15 protein-coding genes are annotated in these 16,798 nt (G+C 63.7%); 6 read left to right on the top strand and 9 right to left on the bottom strand.

Annotated features, from left to right (window positions below):
• Positions 1-112: 112 nt before the first annotated feature.
• On the bottom strand, positions 113-1,153 hold the full coding sequence (locus G8E10_RS22340) for a glutamine synthetase beta-grasp domain-containing protein (protein WP_110799125.1): 1,041 nt from the start codon (positions 1,151-1,153) through the stop codon (positions 113-115).
• Between the two features lie 423 nt (positions 1,154-1,576).
• Between G8E10_RS22340 and G8E10_RS22335 the strand changes: the two genes are divergently transcribed.
• Complete coding sequence (locus G8E10_RS22335) at positions 1,577-1,753, top strand: DUF2735 domain-containing protein (RefSeq protein WP_110799126.1); 177 nt, start codon at positions 1,577-1,579, stop codon at positions 1,751-1,753.
• Positions 1,754-1,860: 107 nt separating this feature from the next.
• Here the strand turns inward: G8E10_RS22335 and G8E10_RS22330 are convergent, their stop codons facing one another.
• Together G8E10_RS22330 and G8E10_RS22325 are read right to left on the bottom strand one after the other, a co-directional pair.
• The gene (locus G8E10_RS22330; RefSeq protein ID WP_167130744.1) at positions 1,861-2,883 is read right to left on the bottom strand and encodes a YihY/virulence factor BrkB family protein; all 1,023 of its coding nucleotides are present in this window, start codon (positions 2,881-2,883) and stop codon (positions 1,861-1,863) included.
• A 29-nt stretch (positions 2,884-2,912) separates the two neighbouring features.
• A complete protein-coding gene (locus tag G8E10_RS22325) occupies positions 2,913-3,218 on the bottom strand; it encodes a hypothetical protein (RefSeq protein WP_167130743.1) in 306 nt (101 codons plus the stop codon).
• A gap of 101 nt (positions 3,219-3,319) precedes the next feature.
• Between G8E10_RS22325 and G8E10_RS22320 the strand changes: the two genes are divergently transcribed.
• The 3 genes from G8E10_RS22320 (at position 3,320) to G8E10_RS22310 (ending at position 5,795) form a co-directional block, all read left to right on the top strand.
• A complete protein-coding gene (locus G8E10_RS22320; RefSeq protein ID WP_167130742.1) occupies positions 3,320-3,919 on the top strand; it encodes a DNA-3-methyladenine glycosylase in 600 nt (199 codons plus the stop codon).
• 62 nt (positions 3,920-3,981) lie between these two features.
• Complete coding sequence (locus G8E10_RS22315) at positions 3,982-4,134, top strand: entericidin (RefSeq protein WP_132710340.1); 153 nt, start codon at positions 3,982-3,984, stop codon at positions 4,132-4,134.
• 179 nt (positions 4,135-4,313) lie between these two features.
• A complete protein-coding gene (locus G8E10_RS22310) occupies positions 4,314-5,795 on the top strand; it encodes a PAS domain-containing protein (RefSeq protein ID WP_343289860.1) in 1,482 nt (493 codons plus the stop codon).
• A 16-nt stretch (positions 5,796-5,811) separates the two neighbouring features.
• On the opposite strand, the gene G8E10_RS22305 is transcribed toward G8E10_RS22310, so the two are convergent.
• The 5 genes from G8E10_RS22305 to G8E10_RS22285 all read right to left on the bottom strand — a co-directional run bounded on the left by G8E10_RS22305 (position 5,812) and on the right by G8E10_RS22285 (position 12,747).
• A complete protein-coding gene (locus tag G8E10_RS22305) occupies positions 5,812-6,603 on the bottom strand; it encodes an aldolase (RefSeq protein WP_167130740.1) in 792 nt (263 codons plus the stop codon).
• The gene (locus G8E10_RS22300; protein ID WP_167130739.1) at positions 6,593-7,324 is read right to left on the bottom strand and encodes a haloacid dehalogenase type II; all 732 of its coding nucleotides are present in this window, start codon (positions 7,322-7,324) and stop codon (positions 6,593-6,595) included. The genes G8E10_RS22305 and G8E10_RS22300 overlap by 11 nt, the downstream gene beginning before the upstream one ends.
• Before the next feature lie 184 nt (positions 7,325-7,508).
• Positions 7,509-10,601 carry an efflux RND transporter permease subunit gene (locus G8E10_RS22295; protein ID WP_167130738.1) on the bottom strand — a complete coding sequence of 1,031 codons (3,093 nt, stop codon included), beginning with the start codon at positions 10,599-10,601 and terminating at the stop codon, positions 7,509-7,511.
• Positions 10,598-11,665: an efflux RND transporter periplasmic adaptor subunit gene (locus G8E10_RS22290; RefSeq protein ID WP_167130737.1), complete on the bottom strand. Its 1,068-nt coding sequence runs from the start codon at positions 11,663-11,665 to the stop codon at positions 10,598-10,600. The genes G8E10_RS22295 and G8E10_RS22290 overlap by 4 nt, the downstream gene beginning before the upstream one ends.
• Positions 11,662-12,747 carry an efflux RND transporter periplasmic adaptor subunit gene (locus G8E10_RS22285; protein WP_167130736.1) on the bottom strand — a complete coding sequence of 362 codons (1,086 nt, stop codon included), beginning with the start codon at positions 12,745-12,747 and terminating at the stop codon, positions 11,662-11,664. The genes G8E10_RS22290 and G8E10_RS22285 overlap by 4 nt, the downstream gene beginning before the upstream one ends.
• A gap of 116 nt (positions 12,748-12,863) precedes the next feature.
• Between G8E10_RS22285 and G8E10_RS22280 the strand changes: the two genes are divergently transcribed.
• Together G8E10_RS22280 and G8E10_RS22275 are read left to right on the top strand one after the other, a co-directional pair.
• On the top strand, positions 12,864-13,526 hold the full coding sequence (locus tag G8E10_RS22280) for a TetR/AcrR family transcriptional regulator (RefSeq protein ID WP_167130735.1): 663 nt from the start codon (positions 12,864-12,866) through the stop codon (positions 13,524-13,526).
• A 176-nt stretch (positions 13,527-13,702) separates the two neighbouring features.
• The gene (locus tag G8E10_RS22275) at positions 13,703-15,349 is read left to right on the top strand and encodes a Na/Pi cotransporter family protein (RefSeq protein ID WP_110799137.1); all 1,647 of its coding nucleotides are present in this window, start codon (positions 13,703-13,705) and stop codon (positions 15,347-15,349) included.
• Between the two features lie 3 nt (positions 15,350-15,352).
• Here the strand turns inward: G8E10_RS22275 and G8E10_RS22270 are convergent, their stop codons facing one another.
• Positions 15,353-16,582 (bottom strand): ROK family transcriptional regulator, encoded by a 1,230-nt coding sequence (locus G8E10_RS22270; protein ID WP_110799138.1) that lies wholly within the window; start codon positions 16,580-16,582, stop codon positions 15,353-15,355.
• Positions 16,583-16,798 lie beyond the last annotated feature (216 nt).

Genomic DNA, 16,798 nt, shown 5'->3' with positions numbered 1-16,798 from the left:
GGCGCTGGTTGCCCAGCGCCGTTTGTCATTGTCTTCAATTGGCCTGCGTCGCAGACACATCACCGGCCCGCCCCTTGCGCCAGCGGCGAAGAGGCGGAGCGTGCTGATGGTGTCAGGCTGCAGCCGAAGCGTAGCCTTCGGTGGACACTTCCGAGATCGTCTTGAGGACGGCGGAAGCGATCTGGTAGGGGTCGCCCTGCGAGTTCGGGCGGCGGTCTTCCAGGTAGCCCTTGTAGTCGTTCTTGACGAAGGAGTGGGGAACGCGGATGGACGCGCCGCGGTCGGCAACGCCGTAGCTGAACTTGTTCCACGGAGCCGTTTCATGCTTGCCCGTCAGACGCTTGTCGTTGTCGGGGCCGTAGACGGCGATGTGGTCCATGAGGTTCTTTTCGAACTGGGCCATAAGCGCTTCGAAGTAAGCCTTGCCGCCGACTTCGCGCATGTAGGCGGTCGAGAAGTTGCAGTGCATGCCCGAGCCGTTCCAGTCGGTGTCGCCGAGCGGCTTGCAGTGGTACTCGATGTCGATGCCGTACTTTTCAGTCAGGCGCTGCAGAAGGTAGCGTGCCATCCAGATTTCATCGGCAGCCTTCTTGGAGCCCTTGCCGAACACCTGGAATTCCCACTGGCCCTTGGCCACTTCGGCATTGATGCCTTCGTGGTTGATGCCGGCTTCCAGGCAAAGGTCGAGATGCTCTTCGACGATCTCGCGTGCGACGTCACCGACATTGCTGTAGCCGACGCCTGTGTAGTACGGGCCCTGCGGCGCCGGGTAGCCCTGCTCGGGGAAGCCGAGCGGACGGCCGTTCTGGTAGAAGAAGTATTCCTGCTCGAAGCCGAACCACGTGCCTTCGTCGTCGAGGATCGTCGCACGGGCATTGGTCGGATGCGGCGTGACGCCATCCGGCATCATGACTTCGCACATGACGAGAACGCCGTTCGTACGGGCCGGATCGGGATAGAGAGCGACGGGCTTGAGAACGCAGTCAGAGCTGCGGCCTTCGGCCTGCATGGTCGAGCTACCGTCGAAGCCCCAGAGCGGCAACTGCTCCAGTGCCGGGAACGCGTCGAATTCCTTGATCTGCGTCTTGCCGCGCAGGTTCGGTACCGGTGTGTACCCGTCGAGCCAGATGTACTCGAGCTTATACTTGGTCATGACAAATCTCTCATAGGTGGTGAGCAATCCAGGAGGTCGATGCCCGAAACCGAAAACCGGCCCCTCTGAACTGAGAGGAATGCACACGCCGTGCCAGTTTGGCGCCCACTTGGCGAAGATGACGATTTTGTTAACGGCTGAAGCGTGGGAAACCGGGGCCTCACCACCGTGCGATTGAAAAGACGAGGCAGTTTCCGGCCCGGAACGGCAGTCGGTTGAGCCGCGTCGGGAACAGAGGTGTGAGCGCGACCGTTGGTAAGTGGAAAATGAAGGCAGAAACATCGGCCAACGACCGGAAATCTGCCGCCCAATGGAAAAATGCGCGAAAACCCGACAGAGATTTGATTTATTTTTAGACATTCAGCGCAAAATATGTGCATATGAACGTCATATAACTCCAACACAGAAAAGGGAGCCGATGCCATGACAACGACACCACAGCGCCACTCGGCAACGATCTACCAATTCCCGATCGGCGGCCTCAAGGGGCTGAAGACCTGGAAGACCGGCATGGATGCGAAGGTCGAGGCTCCGGCCTCCCCCGTGATCATCGACAGCTGGTACCACGAAGCCGCCATGAACGAGACGAAGCCCCAGTAAGGGTACAGATGCGATATTCTTTCAGACGTTAAGAGCGATTGCCGCGGAGATGCGACAATCGCTTTTTTCATGTCCGCTCCATGAGGGACTTGCCTGATCTGGCGTGATTACGCCGCGGGATCGCCGATGGTGTCGGCCACATAGGCACCGCGCTCGCCCATCGGCATCGGATGCCCGGTCGTGGAATCGACCGTCGTCTGGTGCTCGAGTTCCGCGTTGATCTCCGCCCCGACGATCAGGATGATCACCGACATCCAGGTCCACACCATGAAGCCGATCAGGGCGCCGAGGGTGCCGTAGGTCGCGTTGTAGTTGGCGAAGTTCTCGATGTAGTAGGAAAAGCCGAGCGATGCGCCAAGCCAAGCGATGCTGGTGAAGGCCGCACCCCAGGTGAGCCAGCGCAGCTGCGCCGTCTCCCGGCTCGGGCCATAGCGATAGAGCATCATCGTGGCAAAGCAGACGATGGCCAGCATCAGCGGCCAGCGCGCGAACCGCGCCAGAAGCTCCACCCAGCGATCGAGCCAAAGGAAGGACAGCACCGCCGGCAGAATGCCGATCGCGGAGATAACGACGACGGCGACGCCGAGCGCACCAAGCGTGAAGAGGAAACCCAGACCCGTCATCTTCAAGAAGCCGCGCTTCTCGGTTTCGCCATAGGCGATGTTCATCGCATCGAACAAGGCGCGCATGCCGTTGTGCGCGCTCCACAGCGCGACGACGAGACCGAAAACGAAGCCGATCGACAAAGTGGACGTCTTCTGCGTCGCTAGCGTCTTCAACTGGTCGAGAATGATGTCCAGTGACCCGGTGGGTACGACATCGGCGAGAAGGGTTACCTGGGCACCGATCGCGCCCGGATCCGCAACGAAGCCGTAGATGGAGACGAGCGCGGCAAGAGCGGGGAAGAGGGCGAGCAGAAGATAATAGGTGACACCGGCCGCAATCAGCGTCACCCGGTCCTCCCCGATCTCGGCGATGACCCGCCAGAAGACATCCTTCAGCCCGGGATAGGGAATGGCCGAGGGCTTTTCCGCAAGGCGCCCCCGTCTATCGCTTCCCCCCGCGCTATCGTTGAGCGGAACACCGCCGATTGTTGCCGCTTGCCTGCCGGCCTGATGTCCGTCTGCCATGGAACCCTCTCACAGTCTTTGAGAGAGACTTACGGCTGTTGCGGCGGATTTCCATCCTGCGGCACATCATTTGGCGTAATCACCGGCATCTGACCCGTTTGAGGCGCCGGCTCGACGATCTCACTGTCACCAACGGCCGGGGGCTTGAGCACGCCATTGCAGTCGTCGAGTTTCTCGGTCAGCGAGCCGCTGCCGGGATTGGCATTCGGCGAAGTTCCCGACGGAGGTACGCCAACGGCGCATTCGCCCTGCTGCGCTTGCGCGAAGGTGGCACCAGCAGGCAAAACCAATGCGGCGGAAAGAAGCGTTACACGAATGAAATCCTTGACGAACATGACAAATCTCCTTTTGCTCAAAACGGGATATCGACGGTATGGTTCCCTCGGAAGCCATCCGGATCGCCCTCGCCTGCAGGACCGAAACGACAGAAAACGTGATGATCGACGCTGACTTTTTCGACCGTTCCGCCGTGGACGTTGCCCGGGATCTGATCGGTGCGTCCCTGTTCGTGGATGGTATCGGCGGGGTCATCGTGGAGACCGAGGCCTACGAGCCCGATGATGCCGCGTCGCACAGCTTTCGCGGTCCGACGCCCCGCAACCGCGCCATGTTCGGGCCTTCGGCGCACGTCTATGTCTACAGGTCCTACGGCATTCACTGGTGCGTCAACATGGTCTGCCGGCCGGGCAGCGCCGTGTTGATCCGAGCCCTACAGCCGACATCCGGACAGGATGTCATGGCGCGACGCCGCGGGCTCGATCAGCCGAGACTCCTCTGTGCCGGTCCCGGCCGGGTCTGCCAGGCGCTCGGCATCGATGGTGGGCATGATCGTCTGTCCCTGTTTGCAGCCCCCTTCTTTCTCTCAGGCCCCGAGGCGCCGCCGGAGGTGGTCACAGGCCCCCGGATCGGCATCACCAAGGCGATCGATCATCCCTGGCGGTTCGGCCTCGCCGGTTCTCGCTATGTCAGCCGCAGTTTCACGCGGACGAAAGCGGCATCGACACGGGTTTCAAACACATCCCCAAATGAGGATTGAAAAAGTCCCGTCTCGCCACATTTTTCTGTCCGAGAAAACATCCTCAACCCATAGGAGACACCATGCGCCCAATCATCATCGCCATCCTCGGCATCGCCGCCATCACGCTGACCGGCTGCGGTAATACGGCAAACGGCCTGAAGCGTGACGGGCAGGACACAAGCCGGGCGCTTGACGATGCGAGCAACCGCGTGTTGTCGCAAAACGGAAAATAAGGCGACGGAAAGTCGCGCGCCGTCTCCTTCATTGACAGACCTCACGCGATCACCGCGTCCCCCAGCTGGGACGCGGTTCGCACTGCCAAGTTTCGACAGCAGACCTTGTTTTTTTTAAATGGCCGCCCTGAATTTACCGTCTAGGAGAAAGGTCACCGAGAGGACGATCATTGAACGACGTGACAGAGCACCAGCGCATCGAAGCCCAGATCGTCCGGAAGGACCTGGGCCCCGATCCCTTCGCAGCGGCCGTGCGCTCGACGCGCATGCCGATGATCATCACGGACCCCTCCAAGCCCGACAATCCGATCGTCTTTGCCAATGATGCGTTTCTCCGCTTCACCGGTTACGAGCGCGACGAGGTCATCAACACGAACTGCCGTTTCCTGCAGGGGCCGGATACGGATCGCGGCGATATCCAGAAGGTGCGAGAAGCGATTGCCAATCGGCATCCGATCGAAATCGACGTTGTGAACTACAAGAAGAATGGCGAGCCCTTCTGGAATCGCCTGCTGATTTCCCCTGTCTTCAATGAGAAGGGCGAACTCACCTACTTCTTTGCGTCCCAGCTCGATGTCACATTGGAGCGTGATCGCCTTGTGCGCCTTGAGCGAGACCGCGACCTGCTGGAGGGCGAGGTCCAGAAGCGAACGGCGGAACTGAAGCGCAATGAGACGCAGCTGCGCTTTGCCATGGAGGCGGGCCATCTCGGCTATTGGACGCTCAACATCGCTACCATGGAACTCGTTGCCTCGCCGGATTGCAAGGCAAACTTCGGCTATGCGCCGGACCAGGATTTCACGGTCGACAATCTTCTCGATGCCGTTCTGCCGGAGGACCAGGCGCGGGTGCGCGACGCCTTCCGCAAGGCGGTGGAACGTCACGAAGAATATGATGTCGAGCACCGGTGCGTCCTTCCCGATGGCCGGCTGCGCTGGGTGCATGTTCGCGGGCTGGTCTATTACGAAGCCGACGGTCAGGCCTCCCAGATGTCGGGACTGTCGATGGACATCACCGACCGCAAGCAGACCGAGGAAGCGCGCGCGATCACCGTGCGCGAACTCAGCCATCGCATGAAGAACCTGATGACGACGGTGCAGTCGGTCATCAACCAGACGTTAAGGCAGGCGCCGGACAAGGAAACAGCCGGCAAGGCCATCACCTCGCGCCTGCAGTCGATCGGCGCGGCACAGGACCTGCTCGTCTCCGGCAATTTTTCCGGTGCCGATCTCGGCCGCATCATCCGGGCGACGCTCGATCCGTTCTGGGACAGCTATCCCAACCGGATCGACATCGACGGGCCTGACCTGCAGATCTCGTCCAATCTCGTGCTGACGCTGGCGATGGCCCTGCATGAGCTGGCGACCAACGCCATCAAGTATGGCGCGCTCTCCAACCTGTCGGGACGCATCCGCATCCGCTGGCACGCCATGCCCGACGCGTCCCTGCATCGGCTGAAGCTGACATGGGAGGAGAGTGGAGGCCCGCCTGTGTCGCCCCCGACCAGCCGCGGCTTCGGCACCCGCATGATCGAGCGCGTGCTGTCCAACAGTCTCGGCGGCAGCGCCGAACTGCGCTACGACGTCACGGGCGTGGTCTTCACGATGGAAGCGCCGATCGGCGACGAAGATGAAGACGGCGAGGACATGCGCCTCGGCTAAAGCATGTCCCCAGCCGTCAGCTCCGGTAGGCCGGCTGCTGCTGGTCCAGCACGCGCCGCACGCTTTCCAGATGAAGCCGGGCGCTTTCCGGGTCTCCTTCCCGCATCTGGCGTGCGGCGACGCTTGCGATCTCATGCGACACCGGCAGAAGCCGTCGACCGGTGCTCATCGCTTTCAGCTGCACTTCGGCGGCACGCTCCAGATAGTAGAGATCGTCCCAAGCCTCGGCGATATTTGGCGCGCAGACCATCACGCCGTGGTTCTTCATGAACAGGATGTCCTTGTCACCGAGGACGGCGGCGATCCGGTCGCCCTCCCGCTCGTCAAGCGCCAGCCCGTTATAATCCTCGTCCACCGCAACGCGGCCGTAGAACTTCAGCGCGGTCTGTCCGGCCCAGACAAGCGGGTCACCCTCGACCATGCTGAGTGCCGTCGCATTCGGCATATGCGTGTGGAAGGCGGCGCCGACGCGCGGGCTCATCTTGTGAAGCCGGGCATGGATGTAGAAGGCGGTCGCCTCCGGCACGCCGTCGCCCGTAATCACATGGCCCTCGAAGTCACAGATCAGCAGCGAAGATGCCGTTGCCTCCTGAAAGGCCCAGCCGAGGCGGTTGACGAGGAAGAGATCGGGATGGCCCAGAACGACGGCCGAGAAGTGGTTGCAAATGCCCTCCTCCAGCCCCAGCCGCGCCGCCATGCGAAGGCTCGCGGCGAGATCGACACGGGCCTGCCAGATGTCCTCCGTCTCGAGCGACGAATTGCGCAGCAGCGCGGGGCCGGTCTTGGGGATCGTCAGTTCATGCGCCATGTCGGCCTCCAGAATCCTGTTGCATCCAGCCGGCGGCCTGAAACAGGCCGGGCACATGGTCGAGCGTGGGAACGCGCGCATCCGGCCGGTAATCCTCGGGCGGCTTGCGCCCCGTTCCCCGGTCGATCCAGATCGTACGAAAGCCCAAGTCTTGCGCCGCCACAAGATCGAGATGCGGACTGGCGCAGATATGCACCAGCTCTTCGCGCGCAATGCCGAGGCTCTTCCACGCGTGATGGAAGATCTGCGCCGACGGCTTGTAGGCGCCGGCCTGCTCGGCCGTGATGACCCGGTCGATGACGCCGCCGAGCTGGGCGACATTTCCCGCGATGATCGCGTCGTCCGTGTTGGAGATGATGGCCAGCTTGAAGCCTGCGTCCTTCAGCCGGCGCAACGTCTCCACCACCTCCGGGAAGGGCGGCATCCGGCCGATCGATCCGGTGAGAATCTCGGCATCCGCGGGATCGAACGCACGGTCGAACGCCACCATCGTCTTCTCCAGCGCCAGCGCGCTGACCTCGCGAAACGACCGATGCGGTCGCTCAGCTTCGAGCGCATGCTCATATCCGTCGAACGTGGAAATGAAGGCGCCGGGATCGACGGTCCCGGCTTGCCCCGACAGGATCGTCGAGATCGCCGCCATCAGGCCTTCGTCCCACTGGATCAGCGTTCCGTAGCAATCGAATGTCAGCCAGTCCGGCCGCGGTCCGGTCAATGTCATCGCATCGTCTCCTTGGTCCCCGATGTTTTGGCAAAGGATTCCACCATTGGGAAATGAAATGTTCGGATGCGCGCGATCGGGTTTGACGCTGACCTGTCCGTCAGGCCGAGCCGATATGCCAGACGAAAACGCCGCCCGTCGGATGAACGGGCGGCGGAGATCATGACGATCGATGCGAGAGCCGTCAGGCCTGTGGCTGCGGTGCCGAATGTGCATCGGTCGTCGGCTGTGCCTCCGGCTTCTCCTCGTGGATCCGGAACCAGGCGACATAGAGCGCTGGCAGGAAGAGCAGTGTCAGGACCGTACCGACGATGATGCCGCCGATCATGGCATAGGCCATGGGGCCCCAGAAGATCTCGCGCGCGATCGGGATGAGCGCGAGGCTGGCGGCGGCGGCCGTCAGCATGATCGGCCGCATACGATGCTCGGTCGCCTCGACCACGGCGCGCCAGGGGGCAACCCCCTCCCGCCGCAGCGTCTCGATCTGGTCGATCAGGATCACCGAGTTGCGGATGAGAATGCCGATCAGCGCGAGGATGCCGAGGATGGCGACGAAGCCCATCGGCGCACCGCTCGGCAGCAGCGCCGCGACGACGCCGATGATGGCGAGCGGCGCGACCGCGAAGACGAGGAACAGCCGGCTGAAGCTCTGCAGCTGGATCATCAGGATCGTCGCCATGACGAACAGCATCAGCGGCACGACGGCGGCGATCGGTCCCTGCGCCTTGCCGCTTTCCTCGACGGCACCGGCAACGGCGATCGAATAGCCGGGTGGCAGCGTCGCCTCGAAGGACTTCACGGCGGGATCGAGCTCGGCCACGGCCGTCGCCGGCTGAACCTTGTCGATCATGCCGGCACGCACCGTGACGGTCGGAATGCGCGAGCGGGTCCAGATCAGCGGCTGCTCGACATCGTAGCGGAAGGACGCGACGGCTGCGAGCGGCACGGACCGCCCGTCGCCGACCGGCAGCTGGAGGTCGCGCAACGTCTCAATGGAGCTGCGCTCCGCCTCGACCGCACGGCCGACGATGTTGACGAGGTAGATATCGTCACGCACCTGCGTCGCGGTCGCGCCGCCGACGATACCGTTGATGGTGGTGGCGATCGCCTGCGACGTGATGCCGAGCTGGCGCGCCTTGTCCTGCAGCACATCGATCTTGACCACGCGCGACGGCTCGTTCCAGTCGTAGGCGACGTCGCCCAGATGCTTGTTCTCGCCGACGATATTGCCGAGGTCGAGCGCCAGCTGCCGCACCGTCTGGATCTCCGGCCCGCTGACGCGATAGGCGACGGGGCGACCGACCGGCGGGCCAATGTCGAGGAGCTTCACATAGGCATCCGTGCCGATGAACGTCTTCTTGAGATAGGCCTCGAGATCCGTCTTCAGCCGGTCGCGCGCCTCGATGCTCTTGCTGACGATGATCGTCTGCCCGAAGGCCGGGCTGTTCGGCTGCACGTCGAACGACAGGACGAAGCGCAGCGCGCCCTGCCCCACATAGCTCGACCAGTGCTCGACATCCGGATTGCCCTTCAGCTTCTCCGCCTCGAACTGAGCGATCTCCCGCTGCGTTTCGCGGATCGATGCGCTCTGCGGCAGGTTCCAGTCGATGATGAGTTCGTTACGGTCCGACGAGGGGAAGAACTGCTGCTGCACGAACTGCATGCTGTAGACGGAACCCGCGAACACGATCAGCGTCACGGCGATCGTGACCCAGCGGAAGCGCATGCAGATCAGCAGGAGGCGCGAGAAGATGCGGGCGACGATGCCCTTGGCGCCGTGATGCTGCTTCATGGTCTTCGGCAGGATGAGAACGCCGAGGAGCGGCGTGAAGAGCACCGCGACGATCCAGGAGAGGATCAAAGACGAGGCGATGACGATGAACAGCGTGAAGGTGAACTCACCGGCCGCGCTGTTGTTGAGACCGACGGGAATGAAGCCCGCGACGGTCACCAGTGTGCCCGTCAGCATCGGAAAGGCCGTGGACGTGTAGACATAGGTGGCGGCCTTTCGCAGGTCGTCGCCCGCCTCCAGCCGCGCCACCATCATCTCCACCGCGATCATGGCATCGTCCACGAGCAGGCCGAGCGCGATGATCAGCGCGCCCAGCGAGATGCGCTGGAGTGAGATGCCGAGATATTCCATGATGACGAAGGTCATCGCGAGAACGAGCGGGATCGCCACGGCGACCACCAGCCCTGCCCGCAAGCCGAGGCTGACGAAGGAGACCGCAAGCACGATGGCGATAGCCTCGAACAGTGCCCGCGTGAAACCCGACACCGCCTCGTCCACGATCTTCGGCTGGTCGGAGACCAGATGCGCATCGATGCCGACCGGCAGCTTCCGCTCGATCGTGTCCATGCGCTCCGTCAGCGCCTCGCCGAAAGCGAGAAGATTGGCGCCCTGCTTCATGTTGACAGCAAGCGCGATCGCCGGCTCGCCATTGTAGCGGAAGATCGTGCTCGGCGGATCGGCGTAGCCACGGCGGATGGAGGCGACGTCGCTCAGCCGGAAGAACTGATCGTTGACCCGCAGGTTGAGGTTGCGCAGGCTCTCTTCCGAGGAAAACTGGCCGGAGACGCGAACGCTGATGCGCTCCGGGCTATCCTGCATGACGCCGGAGGGGGCGACCGCGTTCTGGGCCTGCAGCGTATCGACCACGCTCTGCTGGTCGATGCCGAGTGCGGCCAGCTGGCGGGAGGAGAATTCGAGGAAGATCACCTCGTCCTGCGCCCCGATGATGTCGACCTTGCCGGCATTCGGTACGGTCAGCACCTCGGCCCGTACGGCTTCCACCGTGTCGCGAAGCTCGCGCTGCGAGAACCCGTCCGAAGTGAAGGCATAGATATTGCCGTAGACGTCGCCGAAGCTGTCGTTGAAGAACGGCCCCTGAACGCCCGAGGGGAAATTGCCCTTGATGTCGCTGACGAGATTGCGCACCCGCACCCAGGTCGGCGCGACCTGCGCTGCCGGCGTCGTTTCGCGCAGATAGACGAACACCGTCGTCTGGCCGGCCACCGTCTGGCTCTTGGTATAGTCGAGCTGCGGCAGTTCCTCGAGCTTCTTCTCGATCCGCTCCGTCACCTGCTTGATCGTGTCCTCGACGGTGGCGCCGGGCCACTGCGCGGTGATGATCATGGTCTTGATCGTGAAGGAGGGATCCTCCTCGCGACCGAGATTGAGGTAGGACAGGAAGCCGGCAAGCGAGAAGACCAGCATGAAATACCAGAGAAGCGAGCGGTGACCCAGTCCCCAGTCCGACAGGTTGAACGGCTTCATTTCACATCTCCGGAGATACGGATTTTCTGTCCGTCGGTCAGGCTGTTGACCCCGGCGACCACGACGCGGTCGCCGCGCTTGAGGCCGGAGCTTATGGAGACGCGATCCCCGCGGGTGCTAGTCGCCGTCACCTCGCGCGTGGCAACCGTATCGGTCCCGTCCGGAATGATCCAGACGAGCGTCTTGCCCTCACGGGTGACGATGGCGGTCGCGGGCAGCAGCAGTTCGGACGGACGTGTGTCAGGCAGCGACACCGAGATGATGGAGCCCAGACGGAAAGCGGCGGGCGCCGCCTGCAGCGCGATGCGGATGCGCTGCGAGCGGGTCACAGGATCGGCCGAGGGCTCGATGCGGCGCACGCGACCCTTGACCACCGTCGTCGGATCGGACTGGAGGACGACCGCGAAGGGATCGCCGATCTTGACCCCGGAGGCCGCCGAGGCGGGAAGATCGACCACGGCATCCCGAAGGTCGGGCCGCGCCACCGTCACCACGGTCTGTCCGGCGGCAACCACCTGGCCGGGTTCGGCGGCCGTGCTGGTGACGACGCCGGTATAGTCGGCGGCGATCTTCGCATAGCTCAGACGCTCCTGCGCCTTTGCAAGGTTCGACCGCGCCCGCACTTCGGCGGCCTGTGCAGCCTGCGCGGCCTGCACGGCATCCTCGACGGCGGCCTGCGACACGACGGTCTTGGCGAAAAGGCCCCTCTGGCGCTGTTCGACGACACGGGCATTGTTGGCGGACGCCTGGGCGCTGACGAGCGACGCCTGTGCGGCCTGCACGTCCTGTTCCAGCGCCGTGGCTTCGAGCACGGCCAGCAACGTGCCGCGCTCCACGCCATCGCCCACCTGGACGTTGCGCGAGATCATGCGGCCGAGGATCTGGAAGCTGTAATTGGTGACGATCTGCGGCTCGACGGTTCCGGCGAAGGACAGCGGAACGGAATTCGTCTCTTCCAGCACCAGCGACTTCACCGGCCGCGGTGGCGGCGGCGGCGCTTCGGTGTCGTCGGAGCAGGCCGCCAGCATCAGGGCGAGCGGAAGGAGGATGAGGACGGGCTTCATGGGGTGGTCCCCTCGGACAGCATGACGGTCTGGCCCTGGCGTAGCAGCTTGGTGCCATCGACGACGACCTGATCGCCGGCCTTCAGACCGGTTGCGATGATCATGGCGCCGGTCTGGTATTCGGCGAGCGTCACCGTGCGGAGCGAAACGGTGGTGTTGGCGGGATCGAAGATCCACAGAGCAGGCTTTCCGCCCGACGCGGCCAGCGCGGTCGGCGGCAGTGTGAAGGCGGGCGGGCCGACCAGCGACACGGTGCCCCGCACGACCGAGGCGAGCGTCATGCCGGCCGGCGGCCGGTCGAGCCCGACCTTGACGCGCACGGTGCCCGTCTGCCGATCGACCGTCGGCGCGATCTCGCGCACCGGGCCGCGGGCGACGACGGAGGGGTCCGACGCCAGGCTGACGGTGACGTCCGGCGGCTCTCCGCTGCCCAGCAGCGACTCGTAGATATCGAAGACAGCATCCCGCGGGCCATCCACGGCAACGGAGAAGACGGCCTGCGCCGCCTGAACCGTTTCGCCGACATCCGCATCGCGCGCCGTCACGATCCCGTCCGCTTCGGCGGTGAGCTTGGTATAGGACAGCGTTTCCTCGGCATTCGTCAGCGCCGACTCGGCCGATTTCAGCGCAGACCGCGCGACCTTCAGGTTCTCTTCCGCAAGATCATAGGTCGTCTGCGCCGTCGAATTGGCGCGAAGCAGCGTCTGCTGGCGCGCAAACGCCGCCGTCGCATGCGAGACGTCGGCATTGGCAGCCGACAGCGTGGCGTGAGCGGATGCAAGATCGGCCTGCTGCACCTCGTCGTCCATCTGGGCGAGGAGCTGACCCTTGTGCACGGCATCGCCCACATCGACCAGCCGCTCGATGATGCGGCCGCTGGTCCGGAACGACAGATTGGTCTCGGTGCGCGCGGCGATCGAGCCCGTCAGGCTGATCTCGCTCTTCGAGGGTTTGGGAGCGACGGTCTCGACGCGGACACGCGGCACCGGCTTTGGTGCTGGCGCCTCATCGTCGGAACAGGCCGTCAGAGAAGACACCGCCATGGCAGCGACGAGCGCCATACGGACGAAGGGGAAGGTCATGATCGGATCCATATTGCCGTTTCGTCCGGAGTAAAGGCCTCTCGGGCTTGACGGGAAACCCTGCAGTTTCCTATTGATAGAAAACTCATCGGTTTCCGAAAGTCAAGAGGGCCCTCATGAGCATATGCGGATATAGTATCAAGAAAAAACCCGGCCGTCCTGCCGCTCTGAGCGAAGACGAGCGCCGGGACCAGATTCTCGCTGCCGCGGAGCAATGTTTCGTCTCGCAAGGATATCGCTCGACGCATATGGACGATGTGGTCAAGGCCTGCGGCATGTCGAAGAAGACGGTGTATCGGAGTTTCGGAACCAAGGAAAACCTGTTCGTCGCCTTGATCGACCGGGTCATGCATGACGACATCAAGCTGGATATGCCGGAGGAGAATCAGCCGGCCGATGTCGTGATCGCCGATATCCTCTCCCGGCTCTCGGCCTTCGTCCTCTCCGACCGGCAGGTCAACATCACCCGGCTGGTCATTTCCGAAAGCGCGCACGCGCCTGAACTTGCAGCCGCCTTTCACGACAACGGCCTGCGCTACTGCAAGGAAAAGCTGACCGGCATCCTCTCCCGCCTCAACGCCACCGGCCGCCTGAAGGCGGAGCGTCCGTCGGAACTCGCAAGCCTGCTCGTCGGCGCCATCATCGGCGAATCGCTGGTGACGGCCCTCATCCGCCGCCCGCAGCCGATGACGGATCGCGAGCGGGAGGGCCGCATCGACCATCTGCTGTCGCTCATGCGTCCCTCGCTGATGCCGAACGGGGCCGTTCAGGCTCCCTGAAGCACGTTCCTCGCTTTATGGAGAGAGAGCGACGACAGGCGTCGCAGCGACACCGTGCAGAACGCGCATAGCGCGCTACTTTCGGCAGCATCGTTGCCCCGCCTCATTGCGCATCCTATGCTCCCTGATGTCTGCGGGCGAAGCCCCACCTGCCGGACATGCCGGGATAAAGATCGATGCAATCCACCATCGTCATGATCAACCTGTTCGGCGCCATCGCGCTCCTGCTCTTCGGCCTGTCGCTGGTCAAGGACGGGGTATCGCGCGCCTTCGGCGCCCGGCTGCGCACGGGCCTTGCGACGGGCACGAAGCGCGGCTGGCGGGCTTTTCTCTCCGGCTTCGTGGCGACCGTGGCCCTTCAGAGTTCCACGGCAACAGCGCTCATGGTGTCGTCCTTCGTGGAGCGCCGCATGGTCAAGCAACGGCTGGCGCAGATCGTGCTTCTCGGCGCCAATATCGGAACCGCCGTTACCGCCTGGATCGTCTCGACCGGCATCGAATGGCTCTCGCCGTTGCTGATTCTCTCAGGCACCGTGCTTTATCGCGGCAAACATAGCGGCCGGCAGGGCGGCGGCACGGCGCTGATCGGCATCGGCCTCATGCTGCTCTCGCTGCATCTCCTCGGTCTTGCGACGGAGCCTATGCGCGCATCGCCGGCGCTCGCCGCCTTCATCGGGCTTCTCGACGGAGCCTGGCTGGTCGCGCTCATCTTCAGCGCGGTGCTCGCCTTCGTATCGTCATCGAGCCTTGCGATCGTCGTCCTGATCCTGTCGCTGGCTTCGACCGGCATTCTCTCCCCCGGCCTCATCGTCGTGCTGGTGCTCGGCGCCAATCTCGGCGGCGCCATCCCACCGTTCGTCGCCACCCTCAACGGGCCACCGGCGGCGCGGCGGGTGACGCTCGGCAACCTGATCGTGCGCACCTGCGGCTGTCTCATCGCCCTGCCGCTGGCCGGCATCGGCGCGGATCTGCTGGGCCGCCTGCCCCTGCCACCGGAAAAGCTGCCGGTCGATGCGCATCTCATCTTCAACATCCTGCTGGCGATCGCCGCCTGGCCCTTCGCCCGCAGCCTGTCGATCCTGATGATGCGCATGGTGCCGGACCAGCCCGAGCGGGAGAATGCGCCGAAATTCCTCGACGACCACGAACTCTCCACCCCCGTCGTTGCCCTGACCAGCGCCACGCGCGAAGTGCTCGGCGTCGGCGATCTCATCGAGCGCATGCTGATCCTCGCTTCCGACAGCTTCCGCACCAACGACATGGCACCGCTGCGCCAGATCCCAGGCCTGGAGCACAGCGTCGACAGCCTGCAGCAGGAGGTGAAGATCTACCTCTCAAAGCTCGGCCGGAAGGGTCTGGACGACGAGAACGGCCGGCGCTCCATCGTCATCGTGGACTATGCGATCAACCTCGAGCATATCGGCGACATCATCGAGAAGGGTTTGCTCGATCAGGTGACAAAGAAGATCACGCTCGGGCTCAAGTTCTCCGACGCCGGCTTTCAGGAGTTGCAGACCCTGTTCGACATGACGATCGACAATCTGCGCATCGCCCAGACGATCTTCGTCACGCGCGATATCGATCTCGCCCGCAAGCTGATGGAGGTGAAGGTCGAGGTCCGTAATCTGGAGAAGCAATCGGCCGAACGGCATTTCCAGCGCCTGCGCGACGGCCATGCCGACAGCCTGCAGACCAGCTCGCTGCATCTCGACATGCTGCGCGACCTCAAGCGCATCAACGCCCATATCGTCTCCGTCGCGCATCCGATCATGGATGCGAGCGGCCTCCTGCGCGAAAGCCGGCTGAAGACCCTCGGCGTCTGACAATCAGGCAGAGCGCTTCTCGGAGGGCGAGAGCCGGGCTTCGGCGATGGCCTGATCCATCCCCGTCAGAGCCCGGTCGAGATGCCCCTCGAAGACGAGCCGCTGCTCGTCGGGGTGTACCGTGATCTCGGGCCGCCCCTTCAGCCGCACCTCGTGCGAGGCGGAAAGCCCCTCGTCGATACCCGGCGCCAGAAGGTCGAAATAGCGCGTCCCCGGTCCGGTGAAGACGATCGGCAGGCGGCCATGGAAACTCATCAGCCGTGACAGCCCGTTGCCGAGCGCCAGCCCCGCCTGACGGAATGCATAGCCCGCCATCCGGTTTCCGCCGCGCGCCGTCTGCGCGATCTTGTCCATCTCCGGCAGCGGCACGAATTTCGCCGGGATCGTATCGGCCGGAACCTGAAAGGCCGTGCGCAGGATGCCGTAGAACCCGGCCGTCGCCTCAATGCACCCGTGCCCGCCACAGCGACAGAGCCCACCGCCCGGAGCGTGGAGCATATGCCCGAAATTGGGCGCGCTCGCCTCCACCTCGTCATGTCGCCGCAGGCGGGCGATGCCGAGCCCGATGCTGTGACCGAGCGACACGACCGCCAGTGCATGGTCCTCTGCGGAAGGCTTCGCCGCAATCCCGAGCGCCTGCGCCACGAGCAGCGTCTCGTTGCTGAGCGTCACGACGGCGCGCCAGTCCGGCGCGAGCAGAGCAGCGAAGTCGATTTCCTGCTCGCCCAGAAGCGGAGACCAGAGGAGCCGATGCCCGTCGGCATCAACCGTGCCCTTGCTGCTGATCGAAATCGCCATAACCGTATCGCGCGCAAGCCGCGAACGCTCGGCGAGCCGGGCCAGCGCCTCGCGAAACTGGGGCGCGAAGCGGGACGTGCTCTGTGCATCGTGCCGCCGCGCCTCGTCGAACCGGTCGATCAGCCGGCCTGCATAATCGACCAGCGAATACTGCACCGCATCCGACGAGATCTGCGCGGTGATCAGATAGCCGCAATTGCGCGCTTGCGAAAATAGCACACGGGGCCGGCCGCGCCCTGCCCCCGGCTGCTGCTCGCTCCGCTCGAGAATGCCTGCCTTTTCCAGCTCGACGGTGATGGCGGAGACGGTCGCCGACGACAGCCCGGTGCGCGTCCCGAGGTCCGTATGCGACTGCGGACCATGGCGCCGCAGGCCTGAAAGAACGAGCAGGATGTTCTGCTGGCGCATCTGTTCGGAGCCGGACTTGATGAGCATGCGCAGCCAGACCTTCCCTGCCCGAAATCCAAGAAACCTGTCGAAAAACCCCAGAAATGACCGTGTTGACAGCCCTGAAAATCTCTGACATCTATTTTCTCGACTGTCGAGAAAAAACTCTCAGGAGGAGGGTTCGGCAGGTTTTCGGGCTGGGCGGGGGTCGTGCGGGAGGTTCGCGCGAACGGTCAGCCGCGTTTGGGAGGTTTTGATGAAATC

This window comes from Ferranicluibacter rubi (assembly GCF_011603255.1).
Lineage (GTDB): Bacteria > Pseudomonadota > Alphaproteobacteria > Rhizobiales > Rhizobiaceae > Ferranicluibacter > Ferranicluibacter rubi.
The sequence above is the reverse complement of the archived record's forward strand: the minus strand, read 5'-3'. Positions and strand labels throughout refer to the sequence as shown.